Source organism: Streptomyces sp. NPDC001194 (assembly GCF_042896985.1).
Classification (GTDB): domain Bacteria; phylum Actinomycetota; class Actinomycetes; order Streptomycetales; family Streptomycetaceae; genus Streptomyces.
In genome coordinates this window covers 92,425-109,318 of record NZ_JBIAXU010000010.1, presented here as the reverse complement: position 1 = coordinate 109,318, position 16,894 = coordinate 92,425, and the positions used below count along the sequence as shown (strand labels likewise).

The window sequence follows — 16,894 nt, the reverse complement described above, 5'->3', positions numbered from 1 at the left end:
CGAGTCTGAACCCGTGCACGGGGAACCCGGGCAGGGGACCCGCGCAGGAGACACCGGACGCAAGGAGCGCAGAGCCATGGGCAAGCTGACCCTCACCACTTTCGTGACCCTCGACGGCGTGATGCAGGCCCCGGGAGGGCCGGAGGAGGACCCCGGCGGCGGGTTCGAGTACGGCGGCTGGCTGACCCCGTTCCACGACGAGGGCGTGCACGCGTTCACCGTCGAGCTGTTCGACCGGGCCGCGGCCTTCCTGCTCGGGCGCAGGACGTACGAGATCTTCGCCGACTACTGGCCGGCCAGGACCGACCCCACCGACCCGATCGCGAGCCGGCTGAACGGCCTGCCGAAGTACGTGGCCTCGACCACCCTCAAGGACCCTGCCTGGGCGGGGACCACCGTCATCGACGGCGAACAGCTCCAGAGCGAGATCATGCGGATCAAGGACGGGCTGGAGGGGCACCGGGAGCTCCAGGTGCACGGCAGCGGGCAGTTGGCCCAGTGGCTGCTGGCGCGGGACCTCGTGGACGAGCTCAACCTGGAGGTGTACCCCGTCTTCCTGGGCACCGGACGGCGGCTCTTCCCGACGGGGGGCCTGCCCACGGCCTACGAACTGGTGGCCTCGCGCACGACCCCGAACGGCGCCGCCATCCTCACCTACCGCCCGACGGGCCGGCCCACCTTCGCCACCTTCGGCTGATCCGGAAAGGCGCGGCTCCGGAAAGGCGCGGCTCCGGAAAGGCGCGGCTCCGGAAAGGCGCGGCTCCGGAAGGGGCGACTCCGGAAGGGGCGGCGCGGGCACCGGCCGGGGCCCGGCGGGCCCCGGCGAACCCGCTCGACCGCCATGATCGGCTCCGGTACGGTGAGCCGCGCCCGAGGGAGCCGCCGCAGTCTCCACCCGCCTCACGCCGATGGAGAGTCCCCGGTGAGCTCGCCCGCCCTGCTCGCACCCGCCGCCCCCCGCCGTGCCCGGCTCGCCGCCGACCTGCCCGTCCTCGCCGTCGCCGTCGTCTGGGGCGGCAGCTACCTCGCCGCCAAGGGCGTCACCACGGCCCACACCGTGATCGCGGTCCTCGTCCTGCGCTTCGCGCTCGTGCTGCCCGTCCTCGTCGTCGCCGGCCGGCAGCGGCTGCGGGCGCTCACCCCCCGGCAGGTGTCCGGCGCGGGCCTGCTGGGCCTCGTACTCGGCGGGATCTTCCTGCTGGAGACGTACGGGATCGTCCGCACCTCCGCCACCAACGCCGGCCTGATCATCAGCCTGACCATGATCTTCACCCCGCTCGCCGAGGCCGCCGTACGGCGCGAGGCCCCCTCCGGCGCCTTCCTCGCGGGCGCCGCGGCCTCCGTCGCCGGCGTCGTCCTGCTCACCCAGGGCGCCGGGCTCACCGTCCCCGGCGCCGGGGACCTGCTCATCCTCGGCGCTGCCCTCGCCCGGACCCTGCACGTCCTGCTGATGGCGCGGATCACGTCCGTCCGGGGCGCCGACGCGCTGTCGCTGACCACCGTGCAACTCGGCGGCGCCGTCCTCGTCTTCGCCGTACTGGCCGCCGTACCCGGCACCGGAGACAGCCCCTGGGCGACGGCCGCGGCCTTCGGCCCCGCCCAATGGGCGGGGCTCGCCTTCCTCTCCGTGTTCTGCACGCTCTTCGCCTTCTTCGTGCAGATGTGGGCCGTACGCCGCTCCTCGCCCTCCCGCGTCAGCCTGCTGCTCGGCACCGAACCCCTGTGGGCGGCGGCCGCCGGCATCGTCATCGGCGGGGAACACCTCGGCCCCGCCGGGTTCCTGGGCGCAGCGCTCGTCCTCGGCGGCACCGCCTGGGGCCGCCGCGCCGTGACCGGCTGACCCGGCTGACCCGGCCGGCGTACGACCGGCGGCCGGGAGGCCGCCGCCGAGTGACCGGAAATCGCCGGGCCCTGTACTGAGCGGTCACATTAGTGTGACCGCATGCCCTTACCGGACATCAGCGCGAACGACGCGGACTTCCTCACCGACCCCTACTCCTTCTACGCCCGCCTGCGCGCGACGGGACCGGTGCACCACGTGGAGGTCACCGCCGAGTACGCGCCCACCTTCCTGGTCGTCGGCTACGACGAGGCCCGCCGGGCCCTCGCCCACCCCGGGCTGGCGAAGGACTGGAGCAGCGGCGCGATCCTGCCGGGCATCACCGCGACCCGGGCCAACCGCAACATGCTGGAGGCGGACCCGCCGCACCACACCCGGCTGCGCCGCCTGGTCGCCCGCGAGTTCACCTCCCGCCGCGTACAGGCCATGAGGCCCCGCGTCCAGCAGATCACCGACGACCTGCTCGACGCGATGGCCGCGCGCCCGCGGCGCTCCGCCGACCTGGTCAAGGCCCTCGCCTTCCCGCTCCCGATGACCGTCATCGGCGAACTCCTGGGCGTACCCGACCTGGACCGCGAGCGCTTCGGCTACTGGTCGAAGGAGGTCGTCGCCCCCACTTCACCCGTCCCCAGCACCACCGCGCACGACAAGCTCGGCGAGTACCTCACCGAACTCGTCGGGGCCAAGGCGAAGGAGCCCGGCGAGGACCTGCTCAGCGCCCTCATCCGGACCCGTGACGAGGACGGCGACGCGCTGTCGCCCGACGAGCTGATCGGCATGGCCTTCCTGCTGCTGGTCGCCGGCCACGAGACCACCGCCAACCTCATATCCAACGGCACGCGCGCCCTGCTGGCCCACCCGGACCAACTGGCCGCCCTGCGCGCCGACCCCGACGGCCTGCTCGACGGCGCGGTCGAGGAGGTGCTGCGCTACGACGGCCCGGTGCAGAACACCACCTACCGCTACGCCCGCGAGGACATGGAGCTCGGCGGCACCGCCATCCCGGCCGGGGCCACCGTCCTCGTCTCGCTGGCCGGCGCGGACCGCGACCCGGGGCGCTACGGGGCCCCCGACACCTTCGACATCCGGCGCGCCCCGCAGGGCCACCTCGCCTTCGGGCACGGGCTGCACTTCTGCATCGGCGCCCCGCTCGCCCGCATGGAGGGCCGCATCGCGCTGCGCGGGCTGCTGGAGCGCTTCCCCGATCTGGCCGAGGACCCGGACGAGGAGGCTCCGGCGTACATCGGGAGCAGCCTGATCCGGGGCGTGACCCGGCTGCCGGTGCGCTGGTAGCGCCGCCCGTGGCCGATCCCGTACCGCCCCCGGCGCCGCTACAGGTCCGGGAGCTCCGTCATCCGGACCGGGCGCCGCTCCCGCCGCGACACCTCGCAGGCCTCCGCGATGCGCAGCGCGGCCAGGGCCTCCCGGCCGTCGCACGGGTTGGGTCCCTCGCCGCGCACCAGCTTGACGAAGGCCGCCAGCTCCGCCTCGTACGCGGGGGCGAACCGCTCCAGGAACCCCGTCCAGGGCTTGCTCGCCGGGGGCGGGCCGTGCGGTTCGGTCGAGGCGATCGGCGTCCGGTCGTCCAGCCCGGAGGAGACCTGGTCGAGGGCCCCGGCCAGCTCCATCCGCACGTCGTACCCGGCGCCGTTGCACCGGGTGCCCGTACAGGTGGCCAGCGTCCCGTCGTCCAGGGTGAGGAGGGCGACGGCGGTGTCCACGTCGCCGAGCTCCCGGAAGACCGGCGGACCCGCGTCGGAGCCGGTCGCGTACACCTCGCTGACCTCGTGCCCCGTCACCCAGCGGACCATGTCGAAGTCGTGCACGAGGCAGTCCCGGTACAGGCCGCCGGACGTCGCCAGGTACGCGGCGGGCGGCGGCGACGGATCGGCCGTCATCGTCCGTACGGTGTGCAGCCGGCCCAGGGCCCCGGAGCGCACCAGCTCCCGCGCGGTGCGGCAGCCCGCGTCGAAGCGGCGCATGAAGCCCAGCTGGAGCACCCCGTCCGCGGCGGACACCTCCCGCAGCACGCTCAGCGTCCGGGCCAGATCGGTGGCCAGGGGCTTCTCGCAGAACACCGGGAGCCCGCCGCGGACCGCCCGCAGGACCAGCTCGGCGTGCCCGTCGGTGGCGCAGGCCACGACCACGGCGTCCACGCCCCAGGTGAAGACCTGCTCCACGGAAGGGGCGGCGGTCGCCCCCAGCCGGTCGGCGAGGCGCGCCGCCCGCGCGGGATCGGCGTCGGCGAGCAGCAGCGAGCCGGCGTCCCGGTGGCGGGCCAGTGCCGCCGCGTGGAAAGAGCCGATCCGGCCCGTTCCGATCACCCCGATGCGCATGCAATCAACGTGACCCTGTCACCGGAGGCTGTCAATCCGCCCGGAGGGGCCTTCGATGGCAAAGTTGGACCCGGATGGGCTCTAAGGCCCCGATGACCACACATGGTCCACTGTGGCGGATACTGAGCGGCTGGAACCGTAATGACCGCTTTGGCGGCAGCAGCCGCAGACGGCGGCGGCAGACGCAGGACGAGGGAAGGGCACGCAGACGTGGCTAGGGTTCGGACAGGGGTACGCGTCGTGGGCGCCGTGCTCGCGGCGGTGCTGGGAGCCTCCCTCGTGGGCTGCAGCAGCACGGGCGGCAAGCGCGCCGAGGACCGGGCGAAGGCCGCGCAGGCGGGCCGGCCCGCCGTGTCCACCCCGCGCTGGACCTTCGCGATGGTCACGCACGCGGGTGACGGCGACACCTTCTGGGACATCGTCCAGAAGGGCGCCAAGGAGGCCGCGGCGAAGGACAACATCAACTTCGTCTACGCCCACGACGACCAGGCCCAGCAGCAGGCCCAGTTCGTGCAGAACGCCATCGACCAGAAGGTCGACGGGATCGTGGTCAGTCTGGCCAAGCCCGAGGCGCTCAAGGACGTCATCGGCAAGGCGGTCAAGGCCGGCATCCCGGTGATCACGGTCAATTCCGGATCCGCGCAGTCCGCCGAGTACGGCGCCCTCACCCACATCGGCCAGGACGAGCAGATCGCCGGCGAGGCGGTCGGCACCGAGCTGACCAAGCGCGGCAGGAAGAAGGCCGTCTGCGTCCTGCACGAGCAGGGCAACGTGGGCCACGAGCAGCGCTGCGCCGGGGCGAAGAAGACGTTCGGCGGGACCATGGAGAACCTGTACGTCGAAGGCACCAACATGCCCTCCGTGCAGGCGGCCATCCAGGCGAAGCTGCAGGCCGACCCCTCCGTCGACGCGATCGTCACCCTCGGCGCCCCCTTCGCGCCGACGGCGGTCAAGGCGAAGGACGCGGCGGGCAGCAAGGCCGAGGTCGACACCTTCGACCTCAACGAGTCCGTCGCCCGCGACCTCAAGTCCGGCGCCCTCGGCTTCGCCGTCGACCAGCAGCCCTACCTCCAGGGCTACGAGGCCGTCGACCTGCTCTGGCTCTACCGCTACAACGCGAACGTGCTCGGCGGCGGCCGCCCCGTACTGACCGGACCGCAGATCGTGACGGCCGACGAGGCCGGCAAGCTGGAGGAGTTCATCAAGCGGGGCAGCCGATGAGCACGGCAACGGCCGGCGACGAGCGGCTCGCCCCCACCTCCCTGGTCCGCAGGCTGCTCGGCCGCCCCGAGCTGGGCGCGGTCGTCGGCGCGGCCGCCGTCTTCGTCTTCTTCTCCTTCGCCGCACCGAGCTTCCTGCAGGCCTCCAGCCTCAGCACGATCCTGTACTCGGCCTCCACCATCGGGATCATGGCCTGCCCCGTGGCCCTGCTGATGATCGGCGGCGAGTTCGACCTCTCCGCCGGGGTCATGGTCACCACCTCGGCACTGGTCAGCTCGATGTTCAGCTACCAGATGACCGCCAACGTGTGGGTGGGCGTCGGCGTGTCGCTGCTCGTCACCCTGGCCATCGGGTTCTTCAACGGGTTCATGCTGACCCGCACCCGGCTGCCCAGCTTCATCATCACGCTCGGCACGTTCCTGATGCTGACGGGCCTCAACCTCGGCTTCACCAAGCTGATCAGCGGCTCCGTCTCGACCAAGTCGATCGCCGACATGGAGGGCTTCTCCTCCGCCCGCGCGCTCTTCGCCTCGCAGTGGAACGTCGGCTCGGTCACGCTCAAGGTCACCATCCTGTGGTGGCTGGCCCTGGTCGCCGTCGCCACCTGGATCCTGCTGCGCACCCGCGCCGGCAACTGGATCTTCGCGGTCGGCGGCGGGGCGGACGCGGCCCGCGCGACCGGCGTCCCCGTCGTCAAGACCCGTATCGGCCTGTACATGGGCGTCGCCCTGTGCGCCTGGATCTCCGGCCAGCACATCCTCTTCTCGTTCGACGTGGTCCAGTCGGGCGAGGGCGTCGGCAACGAGTTCCTGTACATCATCGCGGCCGTCATCGGCGGCTGCCTGATGACCGGCGGCTACGGCTCGGCGATCGGCTCGGCCGTCGGCGCCTTCATCTTCGGCATGACCAGCAACGGCATCGTCTACGCCCAGTGGAACCCGGACTGGTTCAAGTTCTTCCTCGGCGCCATGCTCCTGCTGGCGACGCTGCTCAACGCATGGGTCCGCAAGCGGGCGGAGGCGAAGTGATGACCAAGGCCGTGTCCGAGACCCCGTACGAGACGTCCTGCGCGCCGGCGCTCGTGGAGATGACCGACGTCAGCAAGTTCTACGGCAACATCCGCGCGCTCCAGGGGGTCTCCCTGGAGGTCCACGCCGGCGAGATCACCTGTGTCCTCGGCGACAACGGCGCCGGCAAGTCCACCCTCATCAAGATCATCGCGGGGCTGCACCGGCACGACGCCGGCCGCTTCGAGATCGAGGGCGAGGAGACCGTCCTCGCCAACCCGCGCGCCGCCCTCGACCACGGCATCGCCACCGTCTACCAGGACCTGGCCGTCGTCCCGCTCATGCCCGTCTGGCGGAACTTCTTCCTCGGCTCCGAGCCCACCAAGGGCCGCGGCCCCTTCCGCCGCCTCGACGTCGACCTCATGCGGGAGACCACCCGCGCCGAGCTGCTGCGCATGGGCATCGACCTGCGCGACGTCGACCAGCCGATCGGCACCCTGTCCGGCGGCGAGCGGCAGTGCGTGGCCATCGCCCGCGCCGTCCACTTCGGGGCCAAGGTGCTCGTCCTCGACGAGCCCACCGCCGCCCTCGGGGTGAAGCAGTCCGGCGTGGTCCTCAAGTACGTCGCCGCCGCCCGTGACGCGGGTCTCGGCGTGGTCCTGATCACCCACAACCCGCACCACGCCTACCTGGTCGGCGACCGGTTCGTGCTGCTCAAGCGGGGCACGATGGCGGGAAACCACACCCGTGACTCGATCACCCTGGACGAGCTCACCCGCCAGATGGCGGGCGGCTCCGAGCTGGACGAGCTGAGCCACGAACTGGAGCGGGTGGCAGAATCAGGACCGGACCACCCGTCCGGAGCAGCCGATCCGGCGTCCGGAACCACCGCACCCTGAGGGACGACACGACTCGATGAGCACGTACCGGGACTTTGCGCTCACCCACCGGGGGTCGGCGCGGGGCACCGTCCTGCGGACCATCGGGACCCGTGAGCGCCGGTCGCACCTGACCGCCCCGCGCGTCCCGACCGTCGGCATCGACATCGGCGGCACCAAGGTGATGGCCGGAGTCGTCGACGCCGACGGGGTCATCCTGGAGAAGATCCGCACCGAGACCCCCGACAAGTCCAAGAGCCCCAAGGTCGTCGAGGACACCATCGTCGAGCTGGTGCTCGACCTGTCCGACCGGCACGACGTCCACGCCGTGGGCATCGGCGCGGCCGGCTGGGTCGACGCCGACCGCTCCCGGGTGCTCTTCGCACCCCACCTGGCCTGGCGCGACGAGCCGCTGCGCGACGCGCTCCAGTCCCGGCTCGCGGTCCCGGTCATGGTGGACAACGATGCCAACACGGCCGCCTGGGCGGAATGGCGCTTCGGCGCAGGGCGCGGCGAGGACCACCTCGTGATGATCACGCTCGGCACCGGCATCGGCGGCGCCATCCTCGAAGGCGGCCAGGTCAAGCGCGGCCGCTTCGGGGTCGCCGGCGAGTTCGGCCACATGCAGGTCGTGCCCGGCGGCCACCGCTGCCCCTGCGGCAACCGCGGCTGCTGGGAGCAGTACAGCTCCGGAAACGCCCTGGTCCGCGAGGCCCGCGAGCTGGCCGCGGCCGACTCGCCGGTCGCGTACAACATCATCGCCAAGGTCGGCGGCAACGTCTCGGAGATCACCGGGCCGCTCATCACCGAGCTGGCCCGCGAGGGCGACGCCATGTGCGTCGAGCTCCTCCAGGACATCGGCCAGTGGCTGGGCGTCGGCATCGCCAACCTCGCCGCCGCCCTCGACCCCTCCTGCTTCGTCATCGGCGGCGGCGTCAGCGCCGCCGACGACCTGCTGATCGGCCCCGCGCGGGACGCCTTCCGGCGCCACCTCACCGGCCGCGGCTACCGCCCCGAGGCCCGGATCGCCAAGGCCGAGCTCGGCCCCGAGGCCGGCATGGTCGGGGCCGCCGACCTGGCCCGGCTCGTCGCCCGCCGCTTCCGCCGCGCCACGCGTCGGCGCGTCGAGCGGTACGAGCGCTACGCGCAGTGGGGCCTGATCGACTCCCCGGCCACCCTGGAGCGCAAGGCCGCCGAGGCCAAGGCCGCGGAGGCCGCGGCCACCGAGCGCAGGGCGGCGGAGCTCGAAGCCGACGGAGCCGGGGCGGCCGGCGCCGGCGCCGCGGATCCCCGGCCCGCCGACCTCCCCGAGGGGGGCGCGCAGTGACCCCGCCCTCCCTGCCCCGCCAGGCACCGGCCCCCGACGAGGGCGGCACCCCGGGCGCCCCCGTCCCGGTGGAGGACCGGCGGCACGTCGTACGGCGCCGCTGGATCACCGCGATCATCATCCTGCTGCTGGTCGGCGTACCCGCGGGCTACCTCGCCGTGTCCGCCCAGCAGAGCCGTGAGAGCGGCCGGGACAAGGCCGCCAAGGTCGGCGCGACCAAGGTGCGCCCCGGCTGGCCCTCCAAGGTGCAGCGCAGCATCTACGAGGTGCCGATCCCGCCGAAGGCCTGGCGGGTCGGGTTCCTGGAGACCAACAACTGGCGCACCAGCCGGCTGTACGTCCAGTTCGCGGTCACCCCCGCCGACCTGGACACCTTCCTGGCCGACATCGGCACCAGCCGGTCCGAGCTGACCCGCGAAGTCTCCGTCGGGGCGCACGACGCCGCGATCGCGGGCTGGAGCTGGGGCCCGCGCAACACCTGGTACGGCACCACCCTGGAGCAGCCGAACCCGCGCCCCACCCGGGACGTCACGGTCGACCTCACCGACCCGGCCAAACCGAGGGTGTACGTCGTCTCCACGGCGACGCCGTAGCGACGCCCGGCGGCGGCGGCCCCGGCCGGGTCCGCCGATAGCCTGCTCCCATGAAGCTCACCAAGCGGCTGCACTCCTGCGTCCAACTGGAGAAGGACGGGCGCGTGCTCGTCATCGACCCGGGCGCCTTCAGCGAACCCGACGCCGGGCTCGGGGCGGACGCCCTGCTCGTCACCCACGAGCACCCCGACCACTTCGAGGAGGGCCGGCTGCGCGCCGCCCTCGACGCCAACCCGGCGGCCGGGCTGTGGACGCTGCGCAGCGTCGCGGAGCGGCTGGCCCCCGCCTACCCGGGCCGGGTGCACACCGTCGGGCACGGGGACGCCTTCAGCGCCGCCGGCTTCGAGGTCCAGGTCCACGGCGAGCTGCACGCCGTGATCCACCCCGACATCCCGCGGGTCACCAATGTCGGCTACCTCGTGGACGGTTCGCTCTTCCACCCCGGCGACGCGCTGACCGTGCCCGAGGTGCCCGTGGACACGCTGATGCTCCCGGTGCACGCGCCCTGGAACAAGGTCGCCGAGGTGATCGACTACCTGCGCGAGGTCAAGCCGCGGCGGGCGATCGACATCCACGACGCCTACCTCTCGGACATCGCCCGGCCGATCTACGACGGCGCCCTCGCGGCCCTGGGCGGCACCGACCACGGGCGGCTCGCCGCCGGGGACGCCGCCCAGCTGTGACTGTCGGTGCCGGGCGGTAGGTTGGACGGCATGCGTATCGCCACGTTCAACGTCAACTCGATCACCGCCCGGCTGCCCCGGCTGCTGGCCTGGCTGGAGAGCTCCGGCACCGATGTCGTGTGCATCCAGGAGACCAAGTGCTCCGCGGAGCAGTTCCCGCACGAGCAGCTGCGCGAGCTGGGGTACGAGTCGGCCGTCAACGCCACCGGCAGGTGGAACGGGGTGGCCCTGATCTCCAAGGTCGGCCTGGAAGACGTGGTCAAGGGCCTGCCCGGCGGCCCCCACTACGAGGGCGTCGAGGAGCCCCGGGCGATCTCCGCCACCTGCGGCGGGGTCCGCCTGTGGTCGGTGTACGTGCCGAACGGCCGCGAGGTCGAGCACGATCACTACGGGTACAAGCTGGACTGGTTCCGCGCGCTGACCGCCGCCGTCGCCGAAGACGCGGCCGGCCCGCGCCCGTTCGCGGTGCTCGGCGACTACAACGTGGCCCCGACCGACGAGGACGTGTACGACCCGGCGGTCTTCGCGGGCCTGACCCACGTGACCCCGGCCGAGCGCGCCGCCCTGGAGGCACTGCGTGCCGCGGGCCTCTCCGACGTGCTGCCGCGCCCGCTCAAGTACGACCGGCCGTACACGTACTGGGACTACCGTCAGCTCGCCTTCCCCAAGAACCGGGGCATGCGCATCGACCTGGTCTACGGGAACGAGCCCTTCACCAAGGCCGTCACCGATGCGTACGTCGACCGCGAGGAGCGCAAGGGCAAGGGCGCCTCGGACCACGCACCGGTCGTCGTCGACCTGTCGCTGGACGCGTAGCCGGTCCCCGGACGGATCCCGCGCGCCCTGTGGCCAGCGCGGGATCCTGGTGCCAGGCTGGTCGGTATGAACATCCCCTTCCTGGACCACTGGCTGAACCGGCACGAAACGGAACGGGGTGCGGGACTCGCCGCCGCCCTCGCGGACGACCCCGAGGGCGTCAACGAGTTGTTCTCGGAATGCGAGGTGCTGCGCGTCCAGGCGCGTGCGGCAGGGCTGGAACTCGACGGGAGTCCGGCCTCGTTGGAGGCTCTCGACCAGCTGATGCCCCGCTGGCGCCGGGACCCCGAGGTCGTGCCCTGGCTCGGCAACGACGCGGGCTTCTACCTCGGCACGGTGATCATCCGGACCAAGCTGGGCTCCACCTGGCAGGTCTGGCCCAACGGCCAGCCGGTGATCCGCCTGGCCTCGGGCCGGGAGCTGAACGTGGTGGAGTCGGGGGTGTCCTGGGCGATCACGGGCTCCCCGGAGCTCTCCCAGGCGTACGCCGAAGCCTCCGAAGGCTGACCCGATTGAGCTTTATGTCGCCTTTAGGCGTGTCGAGCGGAAGTGCCCTTCCGTCGCTGGATAGTTTGCGCTGACCTCGACACTCCGACAGGTGGGCAGGGCAGCGTATGGCCGTCGATCCGTTGATCGAGCTGCGGGACGTCAACAAGCACTACGGGGCGTTGCACGTTCTGCAGGACATCAACCTCACCGTCGGCCGCGGGGAGGTGGTGGTGATCATCGGCCCCTCCGGCTCCGGGAAGTCGACCCTGTGCCGGACCATCAACCGCCTGGAGACCATCGAGTCGGGCACGATCCGGCTCGACGGCAAGCCGCTGCCGGACGAGGGCAAGGAGCTGGCGGCCCTGCGCGCCGACGTGGGCATGGTCTTCCAGTCCTTCAACCTCTTCGCGCACAAGACGGTCCTCGCCAACGTCTCGCTCGCGCAGGTCAAGGTCAGGAAGCGCAAGAAGGACGAGGCCGACAAGCGTTCCCGGGAGCTGCTCGGCCGCGTGGGCCTCGCCGACCAGGCCCCCAAGTACCCCGCCCAGCTCTCCGGCGGTCAGCAGCAGCGCGTCGCGATCGCCCGGGCCCTCGCCATGAACCCCAAGGCGCTGCTCTTCGACGAGCCCACCTCGGCCCTCGACCCGGAGATGATCAACGAGGTGCTGGAGGTCATGCGCCAGCTCGCCGCCGACGGCATGACCATGGTCGTGGTCACCCACGAGATGGGCTTCGCCCGGTCCGCGGCCAACCGCGTCGTGTTCATGGCCGACGGCAGGATCGTCGAGGACCGTACGCCGGAGGAGTTCTTCACCGCCCCGGAGAGCGAGCGGGCCCGGGACTTCCTCTCCAAGATCCTCAAGCACTGAGGGCGGGCCCATGAAGCGCACCCACGGCGCGCGCCCGCGCGCCCGCCGCCGTCCCCGCCCGTCCCGCCGACCGCTGCGCCTCCTGCCGTTCCTCCTCGTCGCCGTCCTGCTGGCGCTCCTCACCGGCTGCGGCAAGGAGGGCAGCCCGCCGGTCAAGGGCCCCCAGCCCGAGGACCTTCCGGTGTACAAGGTCGCGACCGGCTTCGAGCTGCCGCAGTCCCGCACCTGGGAACGCGCCAAGAAACGCGGCCACCTGGTGGTCGGGGTCAAGGAGGACCAGCCGTACCTGGGCGAGAAGGACCCGGCGCGCGGCCGCTACTCCGGTTTCGACATCGAGATCGCCAAGATGATGGCGGCCTCGCTCGGCTTCGACCCCAAGACGACCGAGTTCAAGACGATCGCCTCCGCCAACCGAGAGACGGCCCTCCAGAACGGCCAGATCGACTACTACGTCGGCACCTACACGATCAACGACAACCGCAAGAAGCAGGTCGGCTTCGCCGGCCCCTACTACATGGCCGGCCAGTCCCTGCTCGTGCGCAAGGACGAGAAGGGCATCGAGGGGCCGGACGACCTCGCCGGCAAGAAGGTCTGCTCCGCCGCCGGCTCCACCCCCTACCAGCGGTTGAAGCGGGAGTACCCGAAGGCGGTCCTCGTCGCGTACGACACCTACTCGGTGTGCGTGGACAACCTGCTGACCTACCAGGTCGACGCCGTCTCCACCGACGATTCGATCCTCCTCGGCTACGCGGCCAAGGTCCCCGAGGAACTGAAGGTCGTGGGCGAGCCCTTCTCCGAGGAGCCCTACGGCATCGGCGTCCCGCGCAGCGACAACGCCCTGCGCTTCGCGCTCGACGACGCCCTGGAGGAGCAGGAGAAGAACGGGAACTGGAAGAAGGCGTACGAGGCCACGCTCGGCCTGTCCGGCGTCCCGGCCCCGAAACCGCCCGCCATCGACCGCTACCCGGCGAGCTGAGGGGAGAGCCACCACCATGTACGTGCTCACACAGAACTTCTCGCTCTACTGGCAGGGCTTCCTCGGAACCCTCCAGCTCACGGTCTACGCCTCGCTCCTCGCCCTGGTCCTCGGCTTCGTGATGGCCTCCTTCCGTGTCGCGCCCGTCGGCTCCTTCCGGGTCTTCGGCACGGTCTGGGTCACCGTGCTCCGCAACACCCCGCTCACCCTGCTCTTCTTCGCCGTGCTGCTGGGCCTGCCGCGCTTCGGTCTGGTCCTGCCCTTCCAGGTGTTCGCCGTCCTCGCCCTGGGCTGCTACACCTCCGCCTTCATCTGCGAGGCCCTGCGCTCGGGCATCAACACCGTGCCCAAGGGCCAGGGCGAGGCCTCCCGAAGCCTGGGCATGTCCTTCGCCCAGACCCTGGGCTCGGTGGTCCTGCCGCAGGCCTTCCGCAGCGTCATCCCGCCCATCGGGTCCACGCTGATCGCCCTCGCCAAGAACTCGGCGATCGCCGGCGCCTTCAGCGTCACCGAGCTGCTGGGCACGTACAAGACGCTCAGCGAGCTGGGCTACAACATCATCTGGACCTTCGTCTGGATCGCCGTCGGCTACCTGATCATCACCTTGTCCATCAGCGCGCTCTTCAACGTGCTGGAGAAGCGCTGGGGGATCACCCGATGACCGCGCACGCGCTCCAGGGCGACCTGGAGTCCACCGCCCTCTACGACCTGCCCGGCCCGCGGACCCGGCGCCGGCACTTCCTCTACGGGATCGTCTCCACGGTGGTGATCCTCGCCCTGCTCGCCTGGATCCTCTACCTCCTGTTCGACACCGAGCAGTTCACCGCCGCCAAGTGGAGCCCCTTCACGTACAAGGGCATTCAGGAACTGCTGCTCAAGGGGCTGGGGAACACCCTCAAGGCCTTCCTGTACGCCTCGGTGTTCTCGCTGGTCCTCGGCGCGGTGCTCGCTGCCGGGCGGCTCTCGGTGCACCGGCCGGTGCACTGGGCGGCCACGCTGTGCGTGGAGTTCTTCCGGGCCATGCCGGTCCTGGTGATGATCTTCTTCATCTTCGTCGCCCTGAAGGTGCAGCCGCTGCCCGCGCTGGTGGCGGGGCTGACCCTGTACAACGGCTCGGTGCTCGCCGAGGTCTTCCGTACGGGGATCAACTCCGTCGACCGGGGCCAGCGCGAGGCGGCGTACGCGCTCGGCATGCGCAAGACCCAGGTGACGACGTTCGTGCTCGCCCCGCAGGCGGTGCGGGCGATGCTGCCCACGATCATCAGCCAGCTGGTGGTGGCCCTGAAGGACACCTCGCTCGGCTACCTGATCACGTACGAGGAGTTCCTGCACGCGGGCAAGCTGATCGCCTCGAACCTCGACTACGACCTGCCGTTCATCCCCGTCGTGATGATCATCTCCCCGATCTACATCGGGATGTGCATGCTGCTCTCATGGTTCGCCGGCTGGGTGGCGCGGTTCGAGCGGCGCAGCCCGAAGACCGAGGCGGTCGGCGTGGTCGAGGCGGAACCCGGAACGGTGCTGCCGGGCGGTTCACGGTAGCTCCGAAGAGCCGCCCCGCCCGGCAGCAGCCGCAGATCACTGCTCGCGCAGAGGTACCGAGACGTACGAGGGATCGGTGCGCGGCGAGGAGAAGGTCAGCTGTGCGCCGGTGGGGTCGTGCTCGATGTACAGGGGGTCGACGGTGTCGATGACGAGGGCGAGCCGGTGGCCCCCGGGCACGTCGTAGGCGGTGGAGAACAGCTCCAGGTCCACACCGAAGGACTGGCCCCGGGGCTTGCCGTGGAAGGTGTACGGGGCGCTGCTGACGAGCTTGCCGATGCCGAGCGGGCCGACGTCGTAGAGGTACGCGACGAACGTGCCGTCCGAGGCGGTGGGGGTGACCGTGGTGTGCAGCTTCACCGTGCCGCGGATGCGGCGGCCGGCGTCCTGGCGCGGGGACTGCCAGACGGCGGCGAAGGCGCGGGGCAGGAGCGGGACGGAGGCGGTAGGGGGAGCCTCGGCGAACTGGTCCAGGAGGCTGGAGAGGAGGACGACGCCGCCGTCGGCGCCCGAGTCGACGCCCGTGAAGAGGTGCTCGCCGTCGGAGAGCGGCAGCTTCTCGGTGCCGCCGGAGCCGACCGACTTCCAGTCGGCGTAGCCTTCGTAACCCTCGCTGCTGCGGGACTTGATCTGCACCGGGGCCTCGGTGTCCACGCCGTTGCGCTCGCCCTTGAGATGGCGGTCGAACCCTCGTCGATCCGCTCCGCGGCGGAGCGCTTCCTGCCCCACTCGATCATCTGCTCTTCCCGGTCCAGCCGGGAGCCGACGAAGTCGTCGAGGATCCGCCGGGGATGTCGTGGAAGCGGAGGTCGCACGGGGCCGACGAAGCCGCCGCGGCGGCGGCGCCGGTCGCCGCCCGGGCCTGGTGGGGGGCCAGGCCCAGGGCGGCTGCCGCGAGTACGGCCGCCACGGCGGCCGCGGTGCTGCTGGTGGTGCGGGCGGTACGGACCATCGATCGCTCCTCACGTGCGCCGGTGTCAAAGTGACCCGACGGTAACGGGAGGGGCTTACCGGAGGTACCCCGTCGGTAGGCCACGCGCTGGCAACGATCGGACGTGTGTCAAGTGCGCGGATCAGCCGTTCTGGGGAGTGGCGCCCGCGCCGCCGGCCAGGGCGCTCTTGGCCTTCCACTCGTCCCAGGACAGGTTCCACTCGCCGTAGCCGTTGCCGATGTCGGCCTTGCCCTTGGAGCCGTCGCCGGTGACCTCGACCAGGTCGCCCGGCTGGGTCTCGGCGAACAGGTCCTTCGCGTTGGCGTCGCTCATGCCCACACAACCGGAACTGGTGTTGGCGCGGCCGAAGTTGCCGGAGTTCCACGGCGCGGCGTGGATGTACATGCCCGACCAGGTCACCCGCATCGAGTAGTCGACCATCTTGTCGTAGGAGTCGCCCAGGCCCACCGTCTGGGAGTCCATCCGGATGGTGCCCTCCTTGGCCATCAGCACCATCTTCCCGGACCAGGAGGCCTTCTGGCCGCCGGGCGTGCCCGCCGAGACCGGGATGGTCTTCACCGTCTGGCCGTCCTCGGTCACCGTCATCTTGTGGGTGTCGAGGTTCACCTGGAGCCGGCGGTCCTTGCCGATCTTGAACTCGGTGTTGTAGTCCTTGACGAACATCCCGCCGCCCTGGCCCGAGTCCACCCCGTTGAGGTTCATCTCGACCTTGACGTCGGTGCCGGACTTCCAGTACTCCTTCGGCCGCCAGTCCACCCGGTCGTTCCCGCTGTAGTCCTTGAACCAGCCCCAGGAACCCTCGGTGTTGTTCGAGGTGGTGACCTTCAGGTGCTTCTCCACCTCGGCCTTGTTCTTCACCGGGTTGTCGAAGACGATCGAGACCGGCTGGGCGACGCCCACCACCGGAGTGGCCTTGCCCGGGTTGATCGTGACCTTGTTCACCTTGTCCGCGGCGACCGTCTTGAACTGGGCGCTCGCGCTCTGGCTGTCGGTGTTCTGCGCCTCGACCTTGTAGTCCGTGCCCGGCGAGGCGTTGCGCTCGGACGTCCAGGACTTGCCGTCGTCGGCTATCTTCCCGGGCAGCTCGCCGCCCTTGCCGTCGGACACCTTCACCGTGGCCAGCTTCCCCTCCGTGAGGGTCACCTTCACCGGCTCGCCGGGCTTTGCCTGGTCGCCCGTGAGGTTCACGGACATCGCCATGTCCGGCTTCTTCTTGGCGTCCGCCGTGCCGGAGGCCTTCGCGTCACCGCCCGAGCCGCCCCCGCAGGCGGTCAGCGCGGCGGCCATGAGTGCGGTCCCGGCCAGCATGGCGTGGCGACTGCGTGCGGTACGGCGTGTGCGGCTCAACGAAACCCCTCCAAGTA

General features: G+C 71.3%; 16 protein-coding genes and 4 pseudogenes. 15 read left to right on the top strand and 5 right to left on the bottom strand.

All coding sequences use genetic code 11. The annotated features are described in order from the left end of the window. Positions 1-76 precede the first annotated feature (76 nt). The 3 genes from ACFY1T_RS21255 (at position 77) to ACFY1T_RS21245 (ending at position 3,133) form a co-directional block, all read left to right on the top strand. A complete protein-coding gene (locus ACFY1T_RS21255) occupies positions 77-697 on the top strand; it encodes a dihydrofolate reductase family protein (protein WP_390789501.1) in 621 nt (206 codons plus the stop codon). Between the two features lie 225 nt (positions 698-922). Beyond that, positions 923-1,840 (top strand): DMT family transporter, encoded by a 918-nt coding sequence (locus tag ACFY1T_RS21250; protein WP_390789500.1) that lies wholly within the window; start codon positions 923-925, stop codon positions 1,838-1,840. Positions 1,841-1,942: 102 nt separating this feature from the next. Then, positions 1,943-3,133 carry a cytochrome P450 gene (locus tag ACFY1T_RS21245; protein WP_390789499.1) on the top strand — a complete coding sequence of 397 codons (1,191 nt, stop codon included), beginning with the start codon at positions 1,943-1,945 and terminating at the stop codon, positions 3,131-3,133. Between the two features lie 38 nt (positions 3,134-3,171). On the opposite strand, the pseudogene ACFY1T_RS21240 reads toward ACFY1T_RS21245, so the two are convergent. Together ACFY1T_RS21240 and ACFY1T_RS21235 are read right to left on the bottom strand one after the other, a co-directional pair. Further along, positions 3,172-3,786: pseudogene (locus ACFY1T_RS21240) on the bottom strand (Gfo/Idh/MocA family oxidoreductase); the annotation flags it as partial. A gap of 48 nt (positions 3,787-3,834) precedes the next feature. Further along, positions 3,835-4,176, bottom strand: a pseudogene (locus tag ACFY1T_RS21235) (Gfo/Idh/MocA family oxidoreductase); the annotation flags it as partial. 240 nt (positions 4,177-4,416) lie between these two features. Here ACFY1T_RS21235 and ACFY1T_RS21230 point away from each other — a divergent pair. The 12 genes and pseudogenes from ACFY1T_RS21230 to ACFY1T_RS21175 all read left to right on the top strand — a co-directional run bounded on the left by ACFY1T_RS21230 (position 4,417) and on the right by ACFY1T_RS21175 (position 14,577). Further along, positions 4,417-5,397, top strand: coding sequence for a sugar ABC transporter substrate-binding protein (locus ACFY1T_RS21230; protein WP_390789498.1), 981 nt, complete (start codon positions 4,417-4,419; stop codon positions 5,395-5,397). After that, positions 5,394-6,425, top strand: coding sequence for an ABC transporter permease (locus ACFY1T_RS21225; RefSeq protein WP_030858227.1), 1,032 nt, complete (start codon positions 5,394-5,396; stop codon positions 6,423-6,425). The genes ACFY1T_RS21230 and ACFY1T_RS21225 overlap by 4 nt, the downstream gene beginning before the upstream one ends. After that, entirely contained in the window at positions 6,425-7,303 is an 879-nt protein-coding gene (locus ACFY1T_RS21220) for an ATP-binding cassette domain-containing protein (RefSeq protein WP_390789497.1), read from the top strand. The genes ACFY1T_RS21225 and ACFY1T_RS21220 overlap by 1 nt, the downstream gene beginning before the upstream one ends. A 16-nt stretch (positions 7,304-7,319) precedes the next feature. Then, positions 7,320-8,495: pseudogene (locus tag ACFY1T_RS21215) on the top strand (ROK family glucokinase); the annotation flags it as partial. A 110-nt stretch (positions 8,496-8,605) separates the two neighbouring features. Further along, complete coding sequence (locus ACFY1T_RS21210) at positions 8,606-9,202, top strand: hypothetical protein (protein ID WP_390789496.1); 597 nt, start codon at positions 8,606-8,608, stop codon at positions 9,200-9,202. A 50-nt stretch (positions 9,203-9,252) separates the two neighbouring features. Next, positions 9,253-9,885: an MBL fold metallo-hydrolase gene (locus ACFY1T_RS21205; RefSeq protein WP_390789495.1), complete on the top strand. Its 633-nt coding sequence runs from the start codon at positions 9,253-9,255 to the stop codon at positions 9,883-9,885. Positions 9,886-9,915: 30 nt separating this feature from the next. Further along, positions 9,916-10,701, top strand: a complete 786-nt coding sequence (locus ACFY1T_RS21200) for an exodeoxyribonuclease III (RefSeq protein ID WP_390789494.1) — start codon at positions 9,916-9,918, stop codon at positions 10,699-10,701. A gap of 66 nt (positions 10,702-10,767) precedes the next feature. Then, positions 10,768-11,208 (top strand): DUF6278 family protein, encoded by a 441-nt coding sequence (locus ACFY1T_RS21195; protein ID WP_390789493.1) that lies wholly within the window; start codon positions 10,768-10,770, stop codon positions 11,206-11,208. Positions 11,209-11,315: 107 nt separating this feature from the next. Continuing rightward, positions 11,316-12,059 (top strand): amino acid ABC transporter ATP-binding protein, encoded by a 744-nt coding sequence (locus ACFY1T_RS21190; protein ID WP_030858240.1) that lies wholly within the window; start codon positions 11,316-11,318, stop codon positions 12,057-12,059. 10 nt (positions 12,060-12,069) lie between these two features. Continuing rightward, positions 12,070-13,035 carry a glutamate ABC transporter substrate-binding protein gene (locus ACFY1T_RS21185; protein ID WP_390789492.1) on the top strand — a complete coding sequence of 322 codons (966 nt, stop codon included), beginning with the start codon at positions 12,070-12,072 and terminating at the stop codon, positions 13,033-13,035. Between the two features lie 16 nt (positions 13,036-13,051). After that, a complete protein-coding gene (locus ACFY1T_RS21180; RefSeq protein ID WP_390789491.1) occupies positions 13,052-13,696 on the top strand; it encodes an amino acid ABC transporter permease in 645 nt (214 codons plus the stop codon). Further along, entirely contained in the window at positions 13,693-14,577 is an 885-nt protein-coding gene (locus tag ACFY1T_RS21175) for an amino acid ABC transporter permease (protein ID WP_390789490.1), read from the top strand. Before ACFY1T_RS21180 ends, ACFY1T_RS21175 begins: the two co-directional genes overlap by 4 nt. A gap of 36 nt (positions 14,578-14,613) precedes the next feature. Here the strand turns inward: ACFY1T_RS21175 and ACFY1T_RS21170 are convergent. From ACFY1T_RS21170 to ACFY1T_RS21160, 3 genes and pseudogenes are all read right to left on the bottom strand, one after another. Next, positions 14,614-15,330: pseudogene (locus ACFY1T_RS21170) on the bottom strand (CocE/NonD family hydrolase C-terminal non-catalytic domain-containing protein); the annotation flags it as partial. Continuing rightward, a complete protein-coding gene (locus tag ACFY1T_RS21165) occupies positions 15,311-15,529 on the bottom strand; it encodes a hypothetical protein (protein WP_390789580.1) in 219 nt (72 codons plus the stop codon). The pseudogene ACFY1T_RS21170 and the gene ACFY1T_RS21165, both read right to left, overlap by 20 nt. Before the next feature lie 121 nt (positions 15,530-15,650). Continuing rightward, the gene (locus ACFY1T_RS21160) at positions 15,651-16,838 is read right to left on the bottom strand and encodes an Ig-like domain-containing protein (RefSeq protein WP_390789578.1); all 1,188 of its coding nucleotides are present in this window, start codon (positions 16,836-16,838) and stop codon (positions 15,651-15,653) included. Positions 16,839-16,894: the final 56 nt, after the last annotated feature.